This window comes from Paenibacillus xylaniclasticus, from assembly GCF_004001065.1.
Classification (GTDB): Bacteria; Bacillota; Bacilli; order Paenibacillales; family Paenibacillaceae; genus Paenibacillus_T; species Paenibacillus_T xylaniclasticus.
This window is the reverse complement of sequence record NZ_BIML01000003.1, coordinates 1-22,792: the sequence shown is the minus strand read 5'-3', so window position 1 is coordinate 22,792 and position 22,792 is coordinate 1. Positions and strand designations below refer to the sequence as shown.

The 22,792-nt window shown below is 49.5% G+C and carries 18 protein-coding genes and 2 tRNA genes; all 20 read left to right on the top strand.

Going from position 1 to position 22,792, the window contains the following annotated elements; all coding sequences use genetic code 11:
• Window positions 1-28 precede the first annotated feature (28 nt).
• Complete coding sequence (locus PXY01_RS03655) at window positions 29-997, top strand: RluA family pseudouridine synthase (RefSeq protein WP_127568049.1); 969 nt, start codon at window positions 29-31, stop codon at window positions 995-997.
• A 131-nt stretch (window positions 998-1,128) separates the two neighbouring features.
• The gene (locus tag PXY01_RS03650) at window positions 1,129-2,364 is read left to right on the top strand and encodes an LL-diaminopimelate aminotransferase (protein WP_127567427.1); all 1,236 of its coding nucleotides are present in this window, start codon (window positions 1,129-1,131) and stop codon (window positions 2,362-2,364) included.
• A 393-nt stretch (window positions 2,365-2,757) separates the two neighbouring features.
• A complete protein-coding gene (gene pyrR / locus PXY01_RS03645) occupies window positions 2,758-3,300 on the top strand; it encodes a bifunctional pyr operon transcriptional regulator/uracil phosphoribosyltransferase PyrR (protein WP_281277868.1) in 543 nt (180 codons plus the stop codon).
• Window positions 3,301-3,365: 65 nt separating this feature from the next.
• A complete protein-coding gene (locus tag PXY01_RS03640; RefSeq protein ID WP_127567425.1) occupies window positions 3,366-4,265 on the top strand; it encodes an aspartate carbamoyltransferase catalytic subunit in 900 nt (299 codons plus the stop codon).
• A gap of 50 nt (window positions 4,266-4,315) precedes the next feature.
• Entirely contained in the window at window positions 4,316-5,605 is a 1,290-nt protein-coding gene (gene pyrC, locus PXY01_RS03635; protein WP_127567423.1) for a dihydroorotase, read from the top strand.
• A 60-nt stretch (window positions 5,606-5,665) separates the two neighbouring features.
• Window positions 5,666-6,811, top strand: a complete 1,146-nt coding sequence (gene carA / locus PXY01_RS03630) for a glutamine-hydrolyzing carbamoyl-phosphate synthase small subunit (protein ID WP_127567421.1) — start codon at window positions 5,666-5,668, stop codon at window positions 6,809-6,811.
• Complete coding sequence (carB, locus tag PXY01_RS03625; RefSeq protein WP_127567419.1) at window positions 6,798-10,010, top strand: carbamoyl-phosphate synthase large subunit; 3,213 nt, start codon at window positions 6,798-6,800, stop codon at window positions 10,008-10,010. The genes carA and carB overlap by 14 nt, the downstream gene beginning before the upstream one ends.
• A 140-nt stretch (window positions 10,011-10,150) precedes the next feature.
• Complete coding sequence (pyrF, locus tag PXY01_RS03620) at window positions 10,151-10,888, top strand: orotidine-5'-phosphate decarboxylase (RefSeq protein ID WP_127567417.1); 738 nt, start codon at window positions 10,151-10,153, stop codon at window positions 10,886-10,888.
• A complete protein-coding gene (pyrE, locus tag PXY01_RS03615) occupies window positions 10,885-11,532 on the top strand; it encodes an orotate phosphoribosyltransferase (protein ID WP_127567415.1) in 648 nt (215 codons plus the stop codon). Before pyrF ends, pyrE begins: the two co-directional genes overlap by 4 nt.
• Before the next feature lie 336 nt (window positions 11,533-11,868).
• Complete coding sequence (locus PXY01_RS03610; protein WP_127567414.1) at window positions 11,869-12,711, top strand: ABC transporter ATP-binding protein; 843 nt, start codon at window positions 11,869-11,871, stop codon at window positions 12,709-12,711.
• Complete coding sequence (locus PXY01_RS03605) at window positions 12,677-13,759, top strand: efflux RND transporter periplasmic adaptor subunit (RefSeq protein ID WP_127567412.1); 1,083 nt, start codon at window positions 12,677-12,679, stop codon at window positions 13,757-13,759. The genes PXY01_RS03610 and PXY01_RS03605 overlap by 35 nt, the downstream gene beginning before the upstream one ends.
• Window positions 13,760-13,762: 3 nt before the next feature.
• Window positions 13,763-16,627, top strand: coding sequence for an ABC transporter permease (locus PXY01_RS03600; RefSeq protein WP_127567410.1), 2,865 nt, complete (start codon window positions 13,763-13,765; stop codon window positions 16,625-16,627).
• A gap of 3 nt (window positions 16,628-16,630) precedes the next feature.
• On the top strand, window positions 16,631-17,509 hold the full coding sequence (locus tag PXY01_RS03595; RefSeq protein WP_127567408.1) for an ABC transporter ATP-binding protein: 879 nt from the start codon (window positions 16,631-16,633) through the stop codon (window positions 17,507-17,509).
• Window positions 17,510-17,514: 5 nt separating this feature from the next.
• Window positions 17,515-19,080, top strand: coding sequence for an ABC transporter substrate-binding protein (locus tag PXY01_RS03590; RefSeq protein WP_127567406.1), 1,566 nt, complete (start codon window positions 17,515-17,517; stop codon window positions 19,078-19,080).
• A gap of 249 nt (window positions 19,081-19,329) precedes the next feature.
• Window positions 19,330-19,497: a hypothetical protein gene (locus PXY01_RS22260; protein WP_164744297.1), complete on the top strand. Its 168-nt coding sequence runs from the start codon at window positions 19,330-19,332 to the stop codon at window positions 19,495-19,497.
• A 133-nt stretch (window positions 19,498-19,630) separates the two neighbouring features.
• Window positions 19,631-19,707 (top strand) — tRNA-Ile (locus PXY01_RS03585).
• A 21-nt stretch (window positions 19,708-19,728) separates the two neighbouring features.
• Window positions 19,729-19,817 (top strand) — tRNA-Leu (locus PXY01_RS03580).
• Window positions 19,818-19,972: 155 nt separating this feature from the next.
• Window positions 19,973-20,920, top strand: a complete 948-nt coding sequence (locus PXY01_RS03575; RefSeq protein ID WP_218028206.1) for a tyrosine-type recombinase/integrase — start codon at window positions 19,973-19,975, stop codon at window positions 20,918-20,920.
• Window positions 20,921-22,037: 1,117 nt separating this feature from the next.
• Window positions 22,038-22,304: a Fic family protein gene (locus PXY01_RS03570; RefSeq protein ID WP_127567404.1), complete on the top strand. Its 267-nt coding sequence runs from the start codon at window positions 22,038-22,040 to the stop codon at window positions 22,302-22,304.
• A complete protein-coding gene (locus PXY01_RS23250; protein ID WP_127568043.1) occupies window positions 22,288-22,698 on the top strand; it encodes a Fic family protein in 411 nt (136 codons plus the stop codon). The genes PXY01_RS03570 and PXY01_RS23250 overlap by 17 nt, the downstream gene beginning before the upstream one ends.
• Window positions 22,699-22,792: the final 94 nt, after the last annotated feature.

The following is a 22,792-nucleotide window of genomic DNA, read 5'->3' as shown; positions in this document are numbered from 1 at the left end:
GGATGAGAAGCTTTACGGAGAAGAGATCATGAATACAGAAGTGGAATATATATATGAGGATGATTCGGTTGCCGAGTCGGAAGACGTTCTGGAATGGGTAATTGACGAGCATTCGGCTGGCGAACGGCTGGACAAATTTGTTTCAGAAGCGTTCGATGACGAGGCTGTATCCCGTACACAAATTCAAGATTGGATCAAGAAGGGGGCAGTACTTGTTAACGGTGCGGAGACGAAGCCGAAACATAAGCTGCTTGCAGGCGATGTAGTAACGGTGGAGGTTCCGGAAGCGGAGCCGACCGAAATCGTTGCCGAGCCGATACCGCTTGAGATCGAATACGAGGATTCCGATGTTATCGTGATTAATAAACAGCGCGGACTAGTCGTGCATCCGGCGCCAGGACATTCGTCCGGTACTGTCGTGAATGCTCTGCTCTATCATTGCAAGGATTTGTCGGGCATTAACGGATCGATCCGTCCGGGCATCGTACACCGGATCGATAAGGATACATCGGGCCTTCTGATGGCGGCCAAAAATGATAATGCCCATGCTTCGCTCTCTGAGCAATTGAAGGAGCACAGCGTAACACGCAAATATATTGCGCTCGTTCATGGCAACGTGCCGCACGACAGGGGAACGGTTGACGCTCCGATTGGACGGGATGAACGCGACCGCAAGATGTTCACGGTTACAGATAAGAACAGCAAGCATGCCGTAACGCATTTCTCCGTCATTGAACGTTTTGGCGATTATACGCTGCTTGAGCTGCAGCTCGAGACCGGGCGTACGCACCAAATCCGCGTTCATATGAAATATATCGGGCATCCTCTTGCCGGCGATCCGATGTATGGCCGGAGCAAGACTGTCGATCTGAACGGGCAAGCACTGCATGCAGCTGTGCTTGGCTTCAAGCATCCGAGAACGGGCGAATATTTGGAATTTGAAGCTCCGATCCCTGCGGATATGGAGCATGTTCTCCACAGCCTTCGGCAGCGATAAGGTGAAATAGTACAAATTTTTTGCGTAATCGTATATTTATGTGAGAGCGTAGTATAAGCTATGCTGATTACATAACTACTATCGGTTCGGGGGCCCATCTCCCGCGGCTGTCACGGAAAGGTGATCAAGCGATGACGCAAATTAATCAGAACTATTTGGAACTGCAGGGCAGCTATTTATTTTCCGAGGTGGCAAGACGCCGCACGAAATTTATGCAAGAAAATCCGAATGCCGAGATTATTAGCCTCGGTATTGGCGACGTAACGCGCGGATTGCCGGAGGCGGTCATTCAAGCGATGCATGCAGCGGTGGACGAGATGGCTCAGCCAGGAACGTTCCGCGGATACGGACCTGAACAAGGATATGATTTCCTTATTCAAGCTATTATCGATAACGACTATAAAGCGCGCGGCGTTGACATTCAATTGAATGAAGTGTTTTTATCCGATGGCTCCAAGTGCGATGTCGGCAACATTCAAGAAATTTTCAGCCAAGACGCGATCGTAGCGGTACAAGACCCGGTATATCCGGTTTATGTGGATACGAATGTAATGGCAGGCCGTTCCGGCAAGTTTAATAAAGATACGAACCGTTATGATAATATCGAATATCTCGAATGTACGGCGGAGAACAATTTTACGCCGGAGCTGCCGAAGCGCAAGGTTGACATTATTTATCTGTGCTACCCGAACAATCCGACGGGTATGACGCTGTCGAAGGAAGAACTGAAGCGTTGGGTCGATTATGCGAAAGCGAACAAATGCATCATTTTGTACGATTCAGCGTATGAGGCGTTCATTCAAGAGGCGGACGTACCGCGCAGCATCTATGAGATTGAGGGCGCGAAGGAAGTAGCGATTGAATTCCGCAGCTTCTCGAAGACGGCAGGCTTTACGGGTATCCGCTGTGCTTACACCGTCGTTCCTCGCGAGCTGAAAGGCTACGATCAAGACGGCAATGAGCTGCTCATTAACGATCTGTGGAACCGTCGTCATACGACGAAATTTAACGGTGTATCGTACGTTACGCAGCGCGGTGCTGCAGCGATCTACTCGCCTGAGGGCAAAGCTCAAATTCAAGCGACGATCGATTACTACATGACGAATGCGCGTATTATCCGCGATGGTCTCGCTTCGATCGGACTTGAAGTGTACGGTGGCGTGAACGCTCCGTACATCTGGCTGAAGACGCCTAACGGCATGGATTCGTGGTCGTTCTTTGATAAGCTGCTGGCGGAAGCGAACATCGTCGGTACGCCTGGCGTTGGCTTCGGTCAAAGCGGTCAAGGATATTTCCGTCTAACGGCGTTCGGCAGCCGTGAGAATACGGAGAAAGCAATCGAACGTATTCGTAATCTTAAGTTTTAATGATGGAATAGCAGCTGTCCCACAAGCCATTTCACGAATGGTTTTTGGGGCAGCTTTTTGTATCCTTAGGAAGGCGTCGGAATAAGCGAGAAAATCGTCTATAAACTTGACAGCTCGTGTCGAATGTGTGATAATTTTTTTAATTAAGTTGTACCTTTAATTCAGTCCAGAGAGGCTGGCAAGGTAGCGTGATAACGAGTTTCTCGGTCGGTTCGCAGCCGGCAAGATACGAGACTGCTGTGCATGTAAGGCTATACTTATGCCCACACAGCGGTGTCATGTCTTCTCTGCGGTCTGCGCTGGGTTATCGTGCTGAATCCTTGCCTATGGCAAGGATTTTTTTTGTGCCTGCCTGCATTGAGGAAACGATAGCGCGAGAGGAGGAAGGCTTCCGTGACGTTGGAACAGCATCGAATTTTAATGGATGAAACAGCGATTCGCCGAGCGTTGACTCGAATTGCACATGAAATTGTCGAGAAAAACAAAGGTATCGATAACTGCTTGATGATTGGCATTCGAACGAGGGGCATTCACTTGGCTGAGCGGGTCGCTTCGTTAATCGAAGAGATCGAAGGAAAGCCTGTCGAGGTGATCGACCTGGACATTACGGCGTACCGAGATGACCGACGGGCTAAGAAAGCTGATCGGGCTGCTTCTGGAATGGTGGACGAACGGCTGAAGGTTGAAGGCCGTAAAGTAATTTTATTCGATGATGTGCTGTACACCGGAAGAACGATTCGCGCGGCGATGGATGCAGTTATGGATTGCGGAAGGCCTGAGCTCATTCAACTGGGCGTGCTGGTCGACCGTGGACACCGTGAGCTTCCGATCCGCCCTGATTATGTAGGCAAAAACGTACCGACCTCGAGACAGGAAGAGATTCGAGTATTTCTGTCGGAAGTGGATGGCAGCGATAAGGTGACTCTAACGCATTAACCGTTCCAGTCTGTTTCAGGTCTATAAGCGGCTAATATGCATGAGATATAAGGAGGCAAGCCAAGATGACGACAACGGCATTAAAGCAGCGTAGTTTATTGGGCTTGAAAGATTTGGATGCATCGGAGATTGTATCGATTCTCGATCGTGCGGCTTATTGGGAAAGCCAGCCAGAGAAGCTGAATCCGGTGCTGCAGGGCAAATTTGTAGCAAACATGTTTTTTGAGAACAGCACGCGGACAAGATTCTCTTTCGAAATGGCGGAGAAACGACTTGGCGCCGAAGTGATGAACTTCGCGGCGGCCGCATCGAGCGTCGAGAAGGGCGAATCGATATACGATACGGTAAAGACGCTGGAATCGATGGGCATTGACGCAGGCGTCATTCGGCTGAAGCCGGTTGGTATGCTTGAGGGCATTGCGGCGAACGTCAAAGTGCCGCTGATCAACGCAGGTGACGGTAACAACGAGCATCCAACGCAAGCCTTGCTCGACCTGTACACGATGCGCAAGCATTTCGGCGAGCTTAAAGGATTGAATGTTGCGATTATTGGTGACGTTCGCCACAGCCGGGTAGCCCGTTCCAATCTGTGGGCGCTGCGTAAGTTTGGAGCAACTGTAAGCTTCTGCTCACCGAGCGAGATGCAGGCGCCAGAGCTGGATGCTCCGTACATTTCGATGGATGACGCGATCCGCGCCGACGTTGTCATGATGCTTCGGGTTCAACTGGAACGGCATACAACCGGCGTCATGAAGTCTGCTGAGCAATATCGGGAAGGCTATGGACTGACAGTCGATCGTGCCAAGCGGATTCAGTCGCACGCCATTATAATGCATCCTGCACCGGTTAACCGGAATGTAGAGATTGACGATGAAGTAGTCGAGCATCCGCAATCGCGTATCTTCCCACAAATGTCGAACGGTGTACCGATTCGAATGGCAGTTATTGAACGGGCGTTAAGCTAGTTAGCATCGCATATGGCGAATGGGCAGTAAGGAAGGGAGACGAAAGACGAATGGCAATTTGGATACTGAACGGTTTGGTTTGGAACGAGGAGACAGGCACGGTTGAGAAGAAGCATGTGCGTACGGAAGGCGGCGTAATCGCCGAAATCGTGGACGGGGCGACAACGCCGGATACAACCGGCGCTGAGATCGTTGATGCGGCAGGCAAGCTGGTAAGCGCAGGCTTCATCGATATGCACGTTCATCTTCGAGATCCCGGCTTTGAATATAAGGAAGATATCGCGACGGGGACGCGTTCGGCAGCAGCGGGCGGCTTTACGACGATTGCCTGCATGCCGAACACGCGTCCGGTAACGGATACGGCTGAGACCGTCAAATACATTCTAGACAAAGCGGCACGCGAAGGTGTCGTACGTGTACTGCCTTACGCCGCGATTACGAAGAACGAGCTCGGCCGCGAGCTGACCGATTTCGCAGCGCTGAAGGAAGCGGGAGCAATCGGCTTTACAGACGACGGTGTTGGTGTTCAGAATGCGCAAATGATGAAGAATGCAATGACGCTTGCACATTCGCTTGGTATGCCGGTCATCGCACACTGTGAGGATGATTCGCTAGTCGAAGGCGCTTGGGCATCGGAAGGCAACTTCGCGAAGAAGCACGGACTGAAAGGCATACCGAACGAGTCGGAAGCGATCCATGTCGGCCGTGACGCACTGCTTGCGGAAGCGACAGGTGTCCATTATCATGTCTGCCACGTCAGTACGGAGCAATCGGTCCGCTTGATTCGTCTTGCGAAATCGATCGGTGTCCATATTACAGCAGAAGTATGTCCGCACCACCTCGTGTTGTCGGACGAGGATATTCCAGGCGTTGATGATGCGAATTGGAAAATGAACCCGCCGCTGCGTACGCCACGCGACGTACAAGCCGTAATCGAAGGCTTAGAGGATGGGACAATCGACATCATCGTTACCGACCATGCTCCACACAGCGCTGAGGAGAAAGCGCGTGGACCACAGCTTGCACCGTTCGGAATCGTCGGGTTTGAGACGGCATTCCCGCTGCTGTATACGAAATTCGTCCGCACGGGACGTTGGACGCTTGGCTTCCTGCTGAAGCGGATGACATCTGACCCAGCTCGCGTATTCGGCCTCTCTACGGGCCGTTTGGAGGTAGGTGCGCCAGCCGATTTGACCGTTGTCGATCTGGAGACCGAGCGCGAGGTTCGTCCTGAAACATTCGCTTCGAAGAGCAATAATACGCCATTCGGCGGCTGGAAGCTGTATGGCTGGCCGACGACGACGATTTACAACGGCAGCGTTGTATTTAACAAAGCGTAACACCCATATTTGTATTCAATGAACTAAATGTAATTTTATCCACTTCAAGGAGTGATACGGATGCAAGCGAGATTGTTGTTGGAAGACGGAACGCTGTTCACAGGCCTCGCGTTCGGCGCTGAGGGTCAATCGACAGGTGAAGTCGTATTTAATACAGGAATTACCGGTTATCAAGAGGTGCTGTCCGATCCGTCGTACTGCGGTCAAATCGTAACGATGACTTATCCGCTGATCGGTAACTATGGTATTACCCGCGATGACTTTGAGTCAGTACGTCCATATATTCACGGTTTTGTCGTACGCCGCCACGAGCCTGTGCCATCCAACTGGCGCGGAGAATATTCGCTCGATCGTCTGCTGAAGGAATACGGCATTGTCGGTATTAGCGATATCGATACGCGGATGCTGACTCGTAAGCTGCGTAACTTCGGTACGATGAAAGGCATTCTATCGACCGGTAACGAACGGATTGAGGAGCTGCAAGAGCGGTTGAATATTACGCCGCTGCTGCGCGACCAGGTAGCCCGCACGTCGACGAAGCATCTGTATTCAGCTCCAGGCAACAAAGAGCGTATCGTGCTGATGGACTTCGGCGCGAAAAGCGGTATCGTCAAAGAGCTGTCCAAGCGCGGCTGCGACGTCATCATTGTGCCTCATGATACGACAGCAGACCAAATCCGCCGCCTCAATCCGGACGGCATCCAGCTGTCCAACGGCCCTGGCGATCCGAAGGATGTTCCTCATGCTGTTGAGACGATTAAACAGCTGATCGGTGAATATCCGATCTTCGGCATTTGCCTCGGACACCAATTGTTCGCGCTGGCAAGCGGCGCTGACACGACTCGTCTGAAGTTCGGCCATCGCGGCGGCAATCACCCGGTTAAAGAGCTGGCGACGAACCGCTGCTACATTACTTCCCAGAACCATGGCTACACGGTTATGGAAGAGTCGATTAAAGGTACGGACCTTGAAATCACGCACATTAATAACAACGACGGCTCGATTGAGGGCTTGAAGCATAAAGTACATCCGGTATTTACGGTTCAATACCATCCGGAGGCGGCGCCAGGTCCGTTCGATTCGAGCTACCTGTTCGATCAATTCCTGGACATGATTCGTGACCACAAAAAGAAAAAACCGAAAAAGCCGCTTCAGACACGGCTTCAGGAGACGCTGAAGGGAGAACTGCTGTATGCCCAAAAATAATGAACTGAAAAAAATTCTCGTCATCGGCTCCGGTCCGATCGTAATTGGACAAGCGGCAGAATTCGACTATGCCGGTACGCAAGCATGCCAAGCCTTGATGGATGAAGGCTTTGAGGTCGTTCTGATCAACAGCAACCCTGCTACGATTATGACCGATACGAACATGGCTCATAAAGTTTACATCGAGCCGATTACGCTCGATTTCGTCTCGCAAATTATTCGCAAAGAAAAGCCGGACGGCTTGCTGCCTACGCTAGGTGGCCAGACGGGCCTGAATATGGCCGTTGAGCTGGCTCGCGCTGGTGTCCTCGAGCGTGAAGGCGTGAAGCTGCTCGGTACGCAGCTCGACGCCATCGAGCGTGCCGAGGACCGCGACTTGTTCCGCGAGCTGATGCGTGAGCTGGAGCAGCCGGTACCGGAATCGGTAATCGTGACGACGGTTCAAGAAGCGATCGATTTCGCGAACGAGATCGGTTACCCGATCATCGTTCGCCCTGCGTACACGCTTGGTGGTACGGGCGGCGGCATTTGTGCGAATGAAGAAGAGCTGCTTGAGACGGTTGCTTCGGGTATTCGCTACAGCCCGATCGGCCAATGCTTGATCGAGAAATCGATCGCCGGCATGAAAGAAGTCGAATATGAAGTTATGCGCGATGCGAACGATAACTGCATCGTTGTATGTAACATGGAAAACTTCGACCCGGTAGGCGTTCATACGGGCGACTCGATCGTCGTAGCTCCTAGCCAGACGCTGTCCGACCGCGAGTACCAAATGCTCCGCTCGGCTTCGCTCAAAATTATTCGTGCGCTTAATATCGAAGGTGGCTGTAACGTACAGTTCGCGCTCGATCCGCACAGCTATCAATACTATGTAATCGAGGTTAACCCGCGCGTTAGCCGTTCGTCGGCGCTTGCTTCCAAAGCGACGGGCTATCCGATCGCGAAGATGGCGGCGAAGATTGCAGTCGGCTACACATTGGATGAAATTGTGAACCCGGTAACGGGTCAAACTTATGCTTGCTTCGAGCCTACGCTTGACTATATCGTATCCAAAATTCCGCGTTGGCCGTTCGACAAATTCACGTCGGCTAATCGTAAGCTCGGTACGCAGATGAAAGCAACCGGCGAAGTAATGGCAATCGGCCGCACGTTCGAGGAGTCGATTCACAAAGCGGTTCGCTCGCTTGAAATCGGCGTACACCGTCTCAGCTTGAAAGAGGCATCCTCACTGGATGACGAGACGCTGAAGGCACGCCTGATTAAGCCGGACGATGAGCGTATGTTCCTGATCGCCGAAGCGTTCCGCCGCGGCTGGGCATTGCTTGATATCCAAAATTTAACGAAGGTTGACTGGTGGTTCCTTGACAAAATTGAAGGCATCATCGCGTTCGAGGACCGCATCCGCAAAGAAGTGACGCTGTCTCGCGAGACGTTGTACGAAGCGAAGCGCAAAGGCTTCTCTGACCGTTCGATCGCTGAGCTGCGCCGCGAGGGCGGCGCAAAGTCGCATACGCATGAGGACGAAGTTCGCGCGCTGCGTCTGGAGCAGGGCTTGAAGCCGGTTTACAAAATGGTTGATACGTGCGCAGCGGAATTCGAAGCGACGACGCCATATTACTACTCGACCTACGAGACAGAGAATGAAGTCACTGACACGGACAAGCAGAAGGTTCTTGTACTCGGCTCTGGCCCGATCCGTATTGGACAAGGCATTGAGTTCGACTACTCGACTGTACACGCTGTATGGGCGATTCAGAAGGCTGGCTACGAGGCTGTAATTATTAATAACAACCCTGAGACGGTATCGACCGACTTCTCGACTTCAGACCGTCTGTACTTCGAGCCGCTGTTCTTCGAAGATGTCATGAACGTCATTGAGCAAGAGAAGCCAATTGGTGTTATCGTACAATTTGGCGGCCAGACGGCTATTAACCTAGCAGCGCCTCTTGCTAAAGCAGGTGTACGCATTCTCGGCTCGAGCCTCGAGAGCATCGATGCAGCCGAGGATCGTAAAAAATTCGAAGCGATGCTGCGAAAGCTGAACATCCCGCAGCCGAAAGGCAGCACGGTTACAAACGTGGACGAAGCGGTAGCTGTAGCACAAGGACTTGGTTATCCGGTGCTCGTCCGTCCATCGTACGTCCTTGGCGGTCGCGCAATGGAAATCGTATATTCCGATACGGAGCTGCTAAGCTACATGAAGGAAGCGGTCAAAATTAATCCGGAGCATCCGGTTCTCATTGACCGTTACATGCTGGGTAAAGAAGCAGAAGTCGACGCGATCTGCGATGGCGAGACGGTTCTGATTCCGGGCATCATGGAGCATGTCGAGCGCGCTGGCGTTCACTCCGGTGACTCAATAGCTGTCTATCCGCCGCAAACGCTGTCGGACGATATCAAGAAGCAAATTATCGATATTACGATCAATATCGCGAAGGAGCTACAGGTAGTCGGTCTGGTCAACATTCAGTTCGTCATCTTCGAAGAGAAAGTATACGTAATCGAGGTTAACCCGCGGTCGTCTCGTACGGTTCCGTTCTTGTCTAAAGTAACGAATCTGCCGATGGCGAACCTCGCGACGAAAGCAATTCTTGGCACGAAGCTGTCTGAACTCGGTTATACGGACGGACTGTGGCCGGAAGACGAGTATGTATCGGTCAAAGTACCGGTGTTCTCGTTCGCGAAGCTGCGCCGCGTCGATCCGACTTTGACGCCGGAGATGAAATCAACTGGTGAAGTAATGGGCCGTGACGTACAGTACGAGAAGGCTCTGTACAAAGGCTTGATCGGCGCCGGTATGAAAATTCCAACTACAGGCGCGATCATCGTAACGGTAGCGGACAAAGACAAGCAGGACGCGGTAGAGCTGATGGAAGGCTTTGCGGCGCTTGGCTATAAGCTGATTGCAACGGGCGGTACAGCAGCGGCGCTTGAAGCGGCCGGTCTGCGTGTTACCCGCGTGAACAAGTTGAGCGAAGGTACGCCAAATATTCTCGACCTCATTCGTACGGGTCAAGCGAACTTCGTCGTCAATACGCTGACGAAAGGCAAGACGCCAGAGCGTGACGGCTTCCGGATTCGTCGCGAAGCAGTCGAGAACGGCGCTGTATGCTTGACGTCGCTCGATACGGTACGCGCACTGCTCCGCATGCTTGAGACGCTTAACTTCTCGTCTCGTTCGATGCCGGTGTTCAAATAAGATAACGGATAGCGGCCAACGCTCGGCTGCCTGCCCGATCGCTTCTATAAAGTGTCGGACAGGTAGATGGCGGGTGGCCGCCTTCCATGTCCGGCGCCTGCGCCGGATTACGATGGCAACGTGAAAGGGGAGCTAAGCGGATGGGGTTGACACTAGAGCAAGCGGCTGGACGCATAATGGTCGCGCTTGACTATCCAGAAGCGTCGGCAGCTGAGAAGCTGCTTCGTGAGCTGGATGGCATACCTTGTTATATGAAGGTAGGGATGCAGCTGTATTATGCGGCTGGCCCAGCGTTCGTAACGATGCTGAAGGATCGCGGTTATAATGTTTTTCTTGATTTGAAGATGCACGATATTCCGAATACGGTTAAAGGCGGAGCGAACAGCATTACGAAGCTTGGCGTCGATCTATTCAATGTTCATGCAGCAGGCGGCAAAGCGATGATGGAAGCAGCGATGGAGGGCGTTGAGGCTGCTCTTGCAGGCGGGGCCAGCGTGAAGCGTCCGACAGTTATCGCCGTTACCCATCTGACTAGTACGAGCCAAGCGGTCCTTAATGACGAGATTGGGATTGCCGGGCCGGTGGACGAGGCGGTCATTCGTTATGCGAAGCTTACACGTGAAGCTGGTTTGGACGGCGTTGTCGCATCGCCGCAAGAGGTTATAGCGATCAAAGCGGCCTGCGGCAGCAGCTTCAAGACCATTACGCCTGGTATACGACCGGCAGGTGCAGATATCGGCGACCAATCGCGCATCATGACGCCAGGAGATGCAGTTAAAGCAGGAACGGATTATATGGTAATTGGTAGGCCAATTACGTCGGCGCCTAGTCCGCGCGCTGCGCTTGAATCGATAATTGAGGAGCTGATGAGTGTATGACGACGGTATCTGTAGAGCAGCTGCCACGTGAAATTGCTAAAAGTTTGCTGGATATTGAAGCGGTAGCGCTTCGGCCGAATGAGCCATTTACGTGGACGAGCGGCCTGAAATCGCCAATCTACTGCGATAACCGGCTGACGATGGCATATCCGGCAATTCGCGAATTGATCGCAGACGGTTTCGCGGCTATTATCCGCGAACGTTATCCGAATGCGGAAGTAATCGCAGGTACTGCTACGGCAGGCATTCCACACGCAGCTTGGGTCGCGCAGAAGCTTGGTCTTCCGATGGCATATATTCGCGATAAAGCGAAGGGTCACGGCAAACAAAACCAAATCGAAGGACGAATTGCGGAGGGGCAGAACGTTGTGGTCATCGAAGATTTGATCTCAACGGGCGGCAGCTCGCTCAAAGCGGCAATTGCTGTCCAAGAGGCAGGCGCGAAGGTGAACGCTGTGCTCGCTATTTTCTCCTATCAGTTCGCTCAAGCTACGGAAGCGTTCGCGAATGCAGGCATTCCGCTTGAAACGCTGTCGAACTACTCCGCGTTGATTGAAGTAGCGGTCGAGATCGGTAAGGTGCAGCAGGCCGATATCGCAGCGCTCCAATCTTGGCGTGAAGATCCGCAATCGTTCGGCAAATAATGTCCATTAGCCGTTCGCTAAGGAAGCAAGGCTTCCTTGGCGGGCGTTTTTTTATATAGGACGCAGCAGATCGTACATAGGATGAAGTAGGCTGCAGCTTATTTCAAAGTTTCATAACGAGCTTCGGAGTGACGATCTAAGGCTTCTTACAGGATTGCAATGCGCTTTCTGTGAGAGGCCTCTTCTATTATAAATCAAGATAATGCGTTAAAAGATTTACCTAAAAATTTCTTTATAAAAATATTCCTTTAATACCGTAACTTTTTTTCCACCAAAGCCGTCTAAAGTATAAATGAGAAAAATGAAAGACTGATAGGGGGAGGTGTCCGCCTGCCTATGGGTTTGTGGACCGCGTGGAGAACCAAATCGAAACAAACGGGCAGTTCAACGGCTGAAATGGAAACAGCAGCTGGAGATTCTTCGGAGGCAGTAGCTGAGCAAGCTTCGATCGACGAGAACAATGCAGCAGCGTCCGCACCGGCAGGGAGAAGAAGGTCGCCGGCATCTAGCGAGCCGCTCATGACAGTTAACGGTGTCGAGCGGAGCTTTCAGGTCGGAGGGCAGCCGTTACATGTGCTGAAGGGCATCACAATGCAAATTGTGCCGAATCAGCTCGTTATGCTTAGAGGTCGTTCTGGTTCTGGTAAGACGACGCTGCTTAATATGCTTGGAGGATTGGATCAGCCGAGCAAAGGAGAAATATGGTTCGACGGCAAGCCCTTCCATAAGCTGGGCGACGGCGATAGAACGTTGATTAGACGCCGAGATATCGGGTTCATCTTTCAGGCGTTTGCGCTTATGCCGCTCTTGTCTGCTTGGGAGAACGTCGAGCTGTCGCTTCGAATGGCTGGAGTGCCGAAGAAGGAATGGAAGGATCGCGTAGCGCATTGTCTCCGTCTAGTTGGGCTGGAGAAACGGATGCATCATCGCCCGTTCGAGCTGTCAGGCGGGGAACAACAGCGTGTGGCGATCGCGAAAGCGATTGCACATCGGCCGAAGCTGCTGCTGGCGGATGAGCCTACTGCGGAGCTCGATTCCCAGATGGCGGCGCAAATAATGGCGGTATTTCAAAATATCATCGCAGCAGAACAAGTAACAATATGCATGACAACACACGATCCTACGATTTTGGAGGTAGCCGACCATGTTTACGAGATGGTGGACGGGAAGTTTATTTAAGAGAGGAGCGGCAGTTATGCTGTCCGTCTCGCTGTTGACAGCGGGAGGATGCGGCTTACTGCCGGAAGAACAAGAGGAAGAAGTGCTTCCGGCTATTACGCCGCCGACGATATCGAAGAAGCCCGAATACGATGTGACGACAGCGACGTTGGAGAAGACAGTGTCGTCCGTCGGCAAGATGCTCTCGATGCAGGAAGAGACGATGTTCTTTACGCTCGATGGCAAGCGGCTGAAGGAGCTGTACGTCAAGAACGGTCAGAGCGTCAACGCAGGTGATCCGATTGCTGAGCTCGACGTTGACGAGCTGCGCAAGCAGCTGCGGTCGAAGCAGCTAGATATTCGCAGCAGCGAAGTTCGGATGAAGCAGACGCTGCGCCAGAAGGATGAGATGGACCCTGTTGAGTTCGAGAAGGCGGTCATTCAATTCGAAGAAGAGCGCCAAGCGCTGGTCGATCTTCAAGAAGAGATCGATAAAGCCATTATTAGAGCGCCGTTCTCCGGCACGATCGTATCCTTGAATGTTAAGAAAGGGGATCAGATTAAGGCTTATGATCCGATCTGCATTGTAGCAGATACGTCTCATTTAATGGCTGGTGCGAAGATGGGCAAGGATGAGCTTGCGCAAGTGGCAATTGGCATGCCCGTCATAGCGGATATTAACGGCGTTGGTGAAGTAAAAGGGGTTGTAAAGCAGCTACCACTGCCTTCAGATGAACAAGACAACAATAACGGTGGTTACTTTGGTCAGAACGGCCAAGGAAATAAGGAGGAACGTCCGGAAGATTTCCTGCTTATAGAGCTTGAATCGATGCCGAAAGAAGCGAAGCGCGGAACGCCGCTGTCGGTAAAAATTGTCGTGAATCGCAAGGAGAACGCGGTCGTCATTCCATTGTCTGCATTACGCAGCATTGGTTCCAGAAACTATGTGCAAGTCGTGGAAAGCGATGGCACTAAGCGCGAGGTTGATGTCGAGGTTGGCCAGCAAACCGCAACGGAAGCAGAAATCCTGAAAGGATTGACACCGGGGCAGAAAGTCGTAGGTCGATAAACGATGGGAATTCCGTTGTTTCGTTTTTTGTTCCGCAAGATGTGGAACACGCGTTGGCTGACGTTCAGCACATTCGTCGGACTCGTCATTGCTGTAGCGTTCGCGACGAGTATTCCGATGTACACCGATGGTGCACTTAAGCGCGTCGTGGCGCAATCGCTGCAGGAGAAGAGCGAAGGGCTGCCAGCCGGCTCTCTGCTGATCCGCAATCAAGCTGCAGCAGGCACGAAGACGGATTTGAACGGATTGAACGACGTTGACTCCTATATTCAAGAAGACGTTCCGAAGCGAATCGGGTTTCCGGTGTCGACTGAGGTTCGGACCTACTCGATACGGAGCACAGAAGTTGTTCCGGTCGACGTTACGAAGGTTGATCCTAGCCGTGTTCGTCAGATGTCGCTGACGACGATGTCCGGTTTAAAGGATAAGGTTGAGGTTACCCAGGGCCGCTGGTTTAAGGACAATGCATCATTGGGCGAAGGGGATACGATCGAGGCGGTCATGCTGGAAGAAGCGATGTACCGTAACGATATCCATATCGACGATGAGTTCGAGTATCCCGTATATGGCGGGCTCAATTTGACGCTGAAGGTTAAGATTGTCGGGGCTTTCAAACCGATAATGGATACCGACCCTTATTGGTATCAAGGGCTGGAGAGTATGATGAGCGGGCTCCAGATCGGATCTGATACATTCGTGAAAGGGTTGCTGCAGCAGCGCAATGTACCGCTCCATATGGCGAACTGGTACTATGCCTTCGACCTTAGAGAGATTAAGACGAGTCAATTATCACCGCTCGGACGCACACTTGAACGATTGAATATCGATTTATATCAGAAGCTGAAAGATACGAAGATCGAAATATCGTTCGCTTCGACGCTAACTGAATTCCGCAAGCAGAGCTTGCAGCTGCAGACGCTGTTATTCACGCTGGCTGCACCAATGATTGCGATGGTGTTCTACTTCATCGCTATGAATGCTCGGCAAGCGCTCGATAAGCAGAGGTCCGACATAGCAGTACTGCGAAGCCGCGGTGCCCGAACGAGACAGATCATTATGATTTATTTGCTCGAAGGAGTACTGCTTGGCGCGTTGGCGCTTATTGCTGGTCCGATGCTTGGATGGTTTATGGCGAAAAGCATTGGCTCGGCGAATGGCTTCCTGACCTTCGTCGATCGGAAGTCGATACCGGTTGGATTCTCGAATGAGGCAATAATTGCAGGAGTTGCTGCCGTAGTGATGGCAATTCTGGCGACCGTCATTCCGGCTGTCATGTATGCCCGCTCGTCCATTGTAAGCTACAAGCAGCAATTAGCTAGATCAGACAGACAACCGGTATGGCAGCGCTGGTTTCTGGATGTCCTGCTGCTCGGTGTCGCCGGGTACGGCTGGTATTTATTTAATGAACGTCAGATGATTTCATTCCAGACAGGTATGACGACCGATCAACTTAACGTACAGCCGTTTCTGTTCTTCGTTCCAGCCATTGCAATCTTTTCATTAGGACTATTTTTCCTAAGGATTTTCCCATGGCTGCTTAAACTGTTTAATTGGCTGGGCCGCAAGCTGCTACCGGTGCCGCTCTACTTGACGTTGACTCAGCTGTCACGATCATCCAAAGGCTATTATCCGCTTATGATCTTACTCATTCTGACGCTTGGTCTTGGAGTTTATAATGCTTCTGCGGCACGTACGATTGATTTGAACTCGACGGAGCGAACGCTTTATAAGTTTGGCACGGACGTCATTATGCAGACGGTATGGACCGGTTCGCCTGAAATCGATTTGACCAAGTCTAACGGCGGCAGACAGAATGGTGGTCAGGGAGGACAGGGTGGTCAGGGAGGCGGCAGCAATCTTCCATCTCGCATCAACTATACAGAGCCGCCGTTCCAAGTATTTAAGGAGCTGGAAGGCGTCGAAGCCGCTGCCCGCGTCTTGCAGACCAAAGGCAATGTGGTTGTCGCGAATAAGTCTATCGGTCAAGGCACATTGATGGGAATCGACAACGTCGACTTCTCTAAGGTGGCTTGGTTCGGAAGCGATCTGTATCCAGTCCATCCGTTCTACTACTTGAACAATCTTGGATTGTTCGAGCAAGCGGCTATCATTCCATCGAGTGTCGCAGACAAATATCAGTTGAAGCTTGGAGATACGATACAAGTCGGTTTGACAGATGGAATGATCGAGTTCGCTGTTGCAGGTATTCTGCCGTACTGGCCGAGTCAATATCCGGATCAATCGCCGTTCGTCATTGCGAACCTGGACTATATTTATGATCAGGTTCCAATCATACCATATGACGTCTGGCTGAAGATGGAGCCGAATGCTTTGGTCGGTCCAATTATGACAGAGCTCCAGCAGAAAGGCATCGAGCTTGCAGATGTGAAGGATGCGAGGACAGAACTGCTTACGCAATCGAAGCACCCGACTCGAGGCGGTGTATTTGGTATATTGAGTCTCGGCTTCCTCGTCTCGATTATTATTTCGCTTACCGGATATGTTCTATACTGGTTCTTTAATCTTTCTGGCCGGGTCGTTCAGTTCGGTGTACTTCGGGCAATGGGCTTATCGCGTATCCAGTTGACCGGTATGCTGCTGTTAGAACAGTTGTTCACGGCGGGCTTGTCGATTGGTCTAGGTATCGCGATTGGCAAGATTGCAAGTAAGCTGTTTCTGCCATTCCTGCAGACGACGGATAACGTCGCCAATTCGGTGCCGCCGTTCCGCGTTGTATTCGACTCGCAGGATACGAATCAGCTGTATGGTGTCGTAACGGTCATGATGCTAATCGGTGCAATGCTGCTGCTCCTACATATTCGCAGGCTGCGTGTGCATCAAGCAGTCAAAATGGGAGAGGAGCGTTAATCGATGATCAATTGTGAAGGCTTAGTCAAAATTTATAAAACGGATGATCTCGAGGTCGTTGCTCTGCAAGGCTTGAACTTGCGCGTCGAAGATGGCGAGATGATGGCGATCATCGGTAACAGCGGTAGCGGCAAGTCGACGCTGCTGAATATATTGGGGGGACTGGATCGGCCGTCGGCCGGTTCGGTCTCGGTCGGCGGCTGGGATTTGCTTAAAATTACCGAGGAGCAGCTGGTCGAATACAAACGGGATACGGTAGGCTTCATCTGGCAGAACAATGCGAGAAACCTGCTTCCGTATTTAACGGCACTTGAGAACGTCGAGATGCCGATGATTCTAAGAGGCAAGCTGGACCGCGCATATGCGAAGCAGCTGCTTGAGTGGGTCGGTCTCAAGGATCGGATGCATAACAAGCTGCAGCAGCTGTCCGGGGGCGAGCAGCAGCGGGTCGCGATTGCGATCTCGCTGTCTAATCGACCGAAGATGCTGCTGGCCGATGAACCGACAGGTTCGGTTGATACGCGGACGTCCGACATGATTATGGATATTTTTCGTCGGATGAACCGCGAGCTCGGCGTCACAATCGTTATCGTCACGCATGATCTGACGCTTGCGAGCAAGGTGGACCGTGTCGTGGCGATTCGTGACGGATTGACCAGTACTGAGTTTATTAAGCGAAATCCGAATCTCGATGAAGAGATGATGGCTGTAGGGGCCAGCGCCTTGCAGCAGGTTCATGAAGCTTATGTGGTCGTTGACCGAGTAGGACGGCTTCAGGTTCCGAAGGAGTATTTGTCAGCGCTAGGCATCAAAGATAAGGCGACAATTGAGTTCGACGGTGAGCGCATCGTGATCATGCCGCCAAAATCACTGGAGGGTTAATGACAATGAAGAATAAAGTATGGATGAAACGTGTGGCAGTGACTTCGGTCGCATTAACGATGATTGTGCCAGCATTAGCTGCGTGCAGCAGCGGAGACAAGAGCAGTTCGACGGAGAAGCGTGTGCTTCGGATCGGAACTTTGTATGGCAGTACAGATAGCGAATCGTACTTCCGGCAGCAATATACGGATATGTTCGAATTCTCTCATCCCAATATCGAGCTGGAGATTGTTCCTGCGATTAATCAGGATGATCAGCGATTCAAAAGCTGGGATCCGGATGAGCCTCAGAAGGAAGAGCCTGACCCGTATGAAGAGTACAAGAAGCTGCTGACGGGAGAAAATCCGGTTGATGTTGTCGTTATGGAATACAACTATTTGAAGCGGTTCGTTCAAGACAATCTGTTGAAGCAGCTTGATCCGCTCATTCAGAAGGATAAGTTCGATATTTCGGACTATGTGCCGACTGTAATTGATGGAATTAAGCAAGTAGGCGATGACAGCTTGTACGCGCTGTCTCCTACGTTCAGCAGCTCGGCTCTCTTCTATAACAAGAAGTTGTTCCAAGATGCTGGGGTAACGTTCCCTACAGATAATATGTTCTGGCCTGATGTCATTGACCTTGCCAGCCGTGTAGCGAAGGGCGAAGGGAAAGACCGGAAGTATGGTTTCATGTTCCAGCGCTGGCCAGGCAGCTACGGTATCTATGATGTCACGAACTATGCGTCGGCACTCCAGCTCAAAATGTGGGACGATAAGGGCGAGAAAATGCTCGTTAACAGCTCCAGCTGGGAAAATGCACTGAGTACCGTCGCTAAGCTTTACAAAGATGATATTACGCCGGATCAAGACGATATTAATAAAGTGAATGAGTCGAATTCGTCGAATGGCGGCTATAACCCGCTCGATTATGATTGGTTTCTGTCAGGCCGTACAGCGATGGTACTTGCGGAATATGGCTACGTCAACGAGATTCAGATGGCGAATGCTAGTGCAGATACCATTAAAGGATTTACTCCATTCGAATGGGATGTCGTGACGTTCCCGCAATTCCAAGAAGCGGTCGGCGTAGGCGGCAATATGTCCTTGAATCAGCTTATGGGCATTAACGCTCAGGCTCAGAATGCGGATGATGCATGGGAGTTTGTTAAGTTTAGCAATAGCCGTGAATTGGCGAAGCTTAAGTCGCGCAGTCAGTATGATCTGTCAGCCCGCAAAGAGTTCTTGAAACCGGCTGACGGAAGCGTCAACTTTAACGCTGCGGCGTTCTATACATTGAAGCCAGCCCCGCCGGCTTCTACTGACCAAGAAGCGTTGTATCGGACGAAGCCAGGTATCTATGAAGCGCAATATCCTGGAGATGAGCTGTTCAATGCAGTCATCAAAGGAACGAAGACAGTCAAAGAAGCACTTGCTGAATGGGAAACGAAAGGCAATGAAGTGTTGACGAGGATCAAGACGAATGTAGAAAGCGGCAGCGGCACGTCGACTGACGTAAAGATCTCACAAGAGGAAGCAGTCAAGACGGAAGCAGCAACTACTAGTTCGACTGAAGCAAGCGTTGAAGGATAAGATATGAAGTGGACTCATAAATAATCTTTTTCAGCCTCCTGTACGGCCGTTATAAAGAACGGCAGGTCGGGGGGCTGTTTTTATATGGTCTGGTATGAAGAGTGCAAATATGAGCGATTATGGACGTTTAGAGGGAGTGTACTACAGTAAGATGGTATTGAATTAATATTGGGCTAGGTCTGCTTGTTTTCGCTGGATCTGGGTACATTATGGACAATGATACTTATTACATCAGCTCAGGAGGCGGAAATGATGAAATGGGTCTACTGGGGAAGGCTTTATGATACGAAATTTCAGGCTGGCTGCTTAGTGCGGCGCATGGAGAATGACTGGTGGATTTATGGCTACGAAAGCCCTTCTGAGGTGGAAGTATTCCGTTCACGCAAGGGGAAATACGGGGTTCGGTTTGTACCTTGAAGGCTATCTATCTGATTTTAAATGATTTGCTCATCATTCCATAAAAAAGGTTGACGCAATGGAGTGGTTTATAGTATATTAATTTTTGTCTCGGTTCAGCAATTCATCCCTAATGATGATTTCGCTGTTAGGAGGGCCCTTAGCTCAGTTGGTTAGAGCGGTCGGCTCATAACCGATTGGTCGGGGGTTCGAGTCCCTCAGGGCCCACCATCTTTTTATGTTTTCACCCGTGCCGGGGTGGCGGAATTGGCAGACGCACAGGACTTAAAATCCTGCGGTGAGTGATCACCGTACGGGTTCGACCCCCGTCCTCGGCACCACTTGATTTTATAGGGTTTTTGCAAAATCGAAAACACCTATGAAAGTGATAATCCTGTAAAGTTAAAATTGGTACACAGGATTAAGGCAAAGAAATTGATGAACCTCCTTTTCAGTATCTGACAACGATCAGATTTTGAAACGGAGGTTTTTTATTTTGTCTCGATTAATGAAAGTTAAGAAGGTTGCCCCAACTAGTTTAGATGAGGCGTTAATACAATTTCTGAACTGGAAAAAAGCAAATGGTATTAGCGATCAAACGATTCTGGATTACACGACACATGTAAACTTGTTGTTCAAGCGTTTTCCGTCTGCAAAGGATTCGTATGAACTATTACAACAGTCGGTTTATGAGCATCTTGGTCAAGAAAAGATTAAGCCAGCGACTTATAATAATCGTCTTGTGTATTTACGGAGTTTCTTTGAATGGTGTGTTGAACAAGAGGTTCTATCAGAAAACCCACTGGCTAAGTTTAAGAAGCATAAGGATGAAGGCAAGGTTGTTAATATAGACGAGAACGTATTGACTGACCTTATTCAGTTGCCGAATAAGAACACATATGCAGGATTGCGCGACTATGCGTTGTTCTTAGTTTTTCTTGATTGTGGTATCCGTCCGAAGGAAGCATTCAGCTTGATGGAAAGTGACTTCAATAGTAAGTCTTGTGAGTTGTTCGTTGACAAAGAAAAGGCAAAAACGAGAATGTCTAGAACATTACACATTACGCCGCAAACTTCAAAAGCCATTGATGATATGTTAGCTGTCCGGCCTAAAGAATGGAAAGCGAAAGCACCATTGTTCTGTACCTATGAAGGTAATGCAATGAATCGCCATTCTTGGGGAGATAGAGTAGAGATGTACTGTAAGAAGCTTGGAACTAAGTTTCATCCCTATGCGTTACGTCATGCCTTTTCTATCATGTTTTTGCGTGGCAAAGGGAATGCTTTTGCGCTTCAAATGATGCTCGGACATGTTGACATGACCATGACTAAGCGATATGTGAGATTAACGACAGGAGATGTTAAGGAGCAACATGCAATGGCATCACCAGTAAACAGGATTGCTCCACAAAATAAACGGTTACGTGGCCTTGGTAAGAAATGAGAGCTACAATATGAATAACCGTTCAATATTCTTGGCAATCGAATATGACGATGATGCCGCCGCCAAGACTTGTTCAAAAAGTTTCTAGGCACGTTAAATTGGCTTTGGAGTATACGGGGAGGAAAAATACATTCCTGAACGGTTAGAAGCCTTTAGGGACGATATAAAGCTGCTTAGAGCAGAGCAGGGAAACGTTATTATGTATAACATCTTCGTTTAATTGGTGACCTTCATTATTAGAGGTCGTCTTTTTTTTTTGCCGTGAAATTCGGATTGTTGGCTTTCTGCGCCGGGGAGTCTTTTTCGATGCTGACTTTTCGATCTGACAGCTATTCGATAGCCTAAGGCAGCACATGAACTAAGAGTAAGCCCACATACGTTCAGGCATACATATTGTCACATGCTAGCTATGAGTCGTATGTCAGCCTTTGCGATTCAGAAGCTAAAGACACACAGATGTGTCCACTACAATGCGTTACGTGGCAATGTGGGGCTCAGAGCTAAGAGGGGAGAACGAGAAGCACAATCCGTTGAATGAGTTTGAGATATAGTTATAGGTGATTTGTTTCGGAAAATAATAGCTTGAGGATTGTTATGTCCTCAAGCTTTTTGTTATACCTCTTTATATACTTCAACACGTTTAGAATGATTTTATCTAATAGTACCTTGGTTTGGTTAGATCAGAATAAATGGATTAGTTTCTATTGTTCGTGTATGATGTAGACAACACTATAATAAACGTAAAATTCTAGACTGTAATAAATCTAAACACGAACTATTTTTGGGAATTTACTGATTTTGTTCGATAATTATATTGATATTGGAGTGAGGGTAGTATATGATACAGTAAATGGCGATAGGGGTTTGATAACAAATGACTGATGAAATGAACATACTTAGTGAAGAACTTCTAAGTTCTTTTTTTTTAAGAAGTTAGATACCATCAAACAAGACAAGAGGATACAAATTCTTCATAGACTTATTGAGGTGGTTAGAATGGATGAGTACGATAATTCCATCAAATTCATTAGTGAACATAATTACTTAGTGCCCACAACACTTATACCTCTATATCATCGGCTACTTCACACATAAGTGTCCAGAGGGTGGTGCTGAGATGTTTCCTAATAAAAATAAATATAATTTGACTGATCAAGAAGCTAGGCTTGTATTTGAAAATTCAAAGATGGATATAATACATCAGCTTTCAAGAATTGAAAAAGTAACTACAACATACGCTCAAACTAAAGCAATCGTTGAAGGGGATATCGTTAATGATGTTACTGCCGATGAAATTTTGGTTATCGTAAACATGAGAAATGCTGTTAATTACTTAATTAGAAGAAACAAGAACGTTTACGCTAGAGATAGCGGAAAGGATTAATGGTTATGTTGCTTACAATGAAGCGTTAGAATGGGGCGTTATCCGTAATGGTGAGGTTAGTATTGGTGGAGTAAATTATAAGCCTACTATTCCAGTTAGGGCTGATGTAGCAGCTGATATCGAACGTATTATGAAAATGAGTGTCTCTGAAACCTATAAAGCAATTAAATATATGTACTATGCTATGAGAAAGCAATTGTTTTGGGATGGCAACAAGAGGACTGCTATATTATCAGCTAATTATTTATTGCTTCAAAAAGGCAAAGGTATTTTGATTAATCATGAAAAGCATTTAGAACAATGGAATGTACTACTTACTGAGTTCTATGAAACGAATTATGATCAAGCTATTATTGATTGGACATATGAGAATTGTATTTTGAACAAGGTGTAGTTAAGCATACAGGATTTGAATGAATAAAATGTGAAACATTACTAATCCTGTAGAGCTAAATTTAGCGGATACTGAAAAGTCTTGATTTATCAAG